Genomic DNA, 2,304 nt, shown 5'->3' with positions numbered 1-2,304 from the left:
GTCCACTGACATTTATGTCCTGTTTTTTTACTCTCGTAAGGGATATACTGTTAGTGTAAATAAGTTAAGCAGAACGCAATGCTAGAAACATTTCTATTTAAACGGGATGTAGATTATCAGGCCGGAGGAAAATATGGTAAAAACAATTGACTATTATATGGATGAAAAGTTTGTCAAGAAGGATTATCTGATTATCAAAAATAGTCTAGATAGCAGACGACTATGTAAAGTAACACTTGATGAGAAGTTGCTAAAATTAGTTCTCTTGCTTCCAAATGAAATGAGAGAAATCAAAATGGACTCCAACTTAAAGCCTAGAATTAGAGTTGTTGACATAACTGATGGGAGCGAGTGAAGTTTCTAAAATAGAAATTAAAATTAGAAAGAGGTAATAAAATGATTAATGTAGAAAGAGTTACAAAGCGATTTGGAGATAATATTGCTTTAAATCAAATTAGTTTTTCAATAAACGAAGGAGAAATTTTTGGATTCCTAGGTCCATCTGGTTCAGGGAAGACAACAATGATCAATATTCTTACAGGACAGCTACAGGCTAACAGCGGAAAGACAGAATTATTAGGGAAAGATTCTCAAAAATTACTTCCGTCAGATTTTGAAGAGTTAGGTTTAGTAGGTGACACAAGTGGTTATTACGAAAAATTAAGTTTGTACAATAACTTGTTGCTATTTGCAAGACTATACGGAGTTTCAAAATCTCGAATTGAAGAAATTCTAAAACAAGTTGGTCTGTATGATAGTAAAGACACTCCAGCTGAGAAACTTTCTACAGGAATGCGTCAACGAATGCTTTTAGCTCGTGCTTTAATCAATTACCCTAAAGTTCTATTTTTAGATGAACCTACAAGTGGGTTAGATCCCACCACCTCAAAGAAGATTCACAAATTACTACAGGAGTTAAAGGAAAGAGGAACAACCATTTTCTTAACTACTCATGATATGAATGAGGCGACTTTATTATGTGATAACCTTGCTCTTTTGAATAAAGGTGATCTTATTGAACAAGGAAGCCCAAGCGAAATTATCCAAAAATACAACACGGAAAAGAATGTTGCAGTAACCTATAGTGATTCTACTAAAAAGGTAGTGCGCTTTGAAGACTTGCAGCAAGAAGATTATAAAAAAATAATGACGATTCACTCATGTGAACCAACTTTAGAAGATATTTTTATTAAATTGACAGGAGAAAAATTAGATGTTTAAGAGAATTTTAGCCCTTATCTGGTTGAGGACACAAGTATTATTAACAAACAAAAACACTTTGGTACAGGTAGTATTCCCATTCTTTATGGTTCTACTCTTCCAAAATTTTATGAATACAGATGGCACTCAAGGGAAAACACTATTGTTTAGTTCTTTAACAATGGCATTCTCATTTTCTTCTGGGTCAATGATTTCAAACTCTATTGCAGAGGAAAAAGAAAAAAGAATTTTTAAAACACTCATTTTAAGCGGAGTTCGCCGTGGAGAATATCTTGTTTCCGTGTTGTTTTATCCTGTAATCTTTGCCTTAGCTTCAGTTATTTCCTTCCCTATTATGGTTGAAGTGGATTTCGCAAAAGATTATCCTGTATACCTTGTAGTAGCTTCTCTGGTAGCATTATGTACAATTCTCTTAAATCTAGTAATTGGAGCTATTTCAGAGACACAAACTCAGGCTCAGGTTTATGGTTTGATTCCAATGCTTGGTCTTTCATTCTTGCCGATGTTTTCTCAAGTTAGCTCAGAGGTTAAGAAATTTATGGACACAACCTTCTTAGGAGCTTATGTAGATTTCTTTAATAAACCAGATTTCAAGTTGAATTTTGACAGTTTGGGAATCACTTTTGCTTGGGTTGTAGCATTACTTGCCCTTAGTTATTGGGGGTTGAAAAATAAAAAAAGAGTACAGCTTGGAAAATTAACAATTAATCAACTTCAAAAACTAACTTTTTTTAAAGCTAAGTGTCAGTAAGCTTGTAAGAAACCTAGTTTAAAACAATAAACCAGCGCTTAAAATGCTGGTTTTTACTGTCTTCAGCCTTCTATTTCTTCGTAGTTGATCACCTCATATTTCTTGTATTCGCTTACACAAAGTATTATAATATAATTGTAGGAAAGAAGGTGTTTTTATGATATATACACTTAAATTGGTGTTGTTTATTACCTTTCTTGTAATAAGCTTGTTACCTGATAAGATTTTTGGAAAAAATAAAAAAATTTGGAAAATAGTTCTTGCAATATTGATGGCGGCGACAGCATTATCATTTATGTACTAAGTTATTTTAAGAATGTAGGGTTTACTTC

Annotated in this window: 3 protein-coding genes; all 3 read left to right on the top strand. The window is 32.9% G+C overall.

Annotated features, from left to right (window positions below):
* Positions 1 to 133: 133 nt before the first annotated feature.
* The 3 genes from D8837_RS09165 to D8837_RS09155 are packed head-to-tail and all read left to right on the top strand — an operon-like array spanning position 134 to position 1,972.
* Complete coding sequence (locus D8837_RS09165; RefSeq protein ID WP_033679542.1) at positions 134 to 355, top strand: hypothetical protein; 222 nt, start codon at positions 134 to 136, stop codon at positions 353 to 355.
* A 41-nt stretch (positions 356 to 396) separates the two neighbouring features.
* Positions 397 to 1,221, top strand: coding sequence for an ABC transporter ATP-binding protein (locus tag D8837_RS09160; protein ID WP_125456866.1), 825 nt, complete (start codon positions 397 to 399; stop codon positions 1,219 to 1,221).
* Complete coding sequence (locus D8837_RS09155; RefSeq protein WP_125456865.1) at positions 1,214 to 1,972, top strand: ABC transporter permease; 759 nt, start codon at positions 1,214 to 1,216, stop codon at positions 1,970 to 1,972. Before D8837_RS09160 ends, D8837_RS09155 begins: the two co-directional genes overlap by 8 nt.
* Positions 1,973 to 2,304: the final 332 nt, after the last annotated feature.

Origin of the sequence: Streptococcus mitis, assembly GCF_003942965.1 — a bacterium.
Taxonomy (GTDB): domain Bacteria; phylum Bacillota; class Bacilli; order Lactobacillales; family Streptococcaceae; genus Streptococcus; species Streptococcus mitis_BH.
Note: the sequence above shows the minus strand (reverse complement) of the source record. Positions and strands in the feature narration are given on the sequence as shown.

What these genes read in the sequence shown, in the direction of transcription:
- D8837_RS09165 (WP_033679542.1), top strand. Translation starts at nt 134, where the DNA reads ATGGTAAAAACAATTGACTATTATATGGATGAAAAGTTTGTCAAGAAG.
- D8837_RS09155 (WP_125456865.1), top strand. Translation starts at nt 1,214, where the DNA reads ATGTTTAAGAGAATTTTAGCCCTTATCTGGTTGAGGACACAAGTATTA.
- D8837_RS09160 (WP_125456866.1), top strand. Translation starts at nt 397, where the DNA reads ATGATTAATGTAGAAAGAGTTACAAAGCGATTTGGAGATAATATTGCT.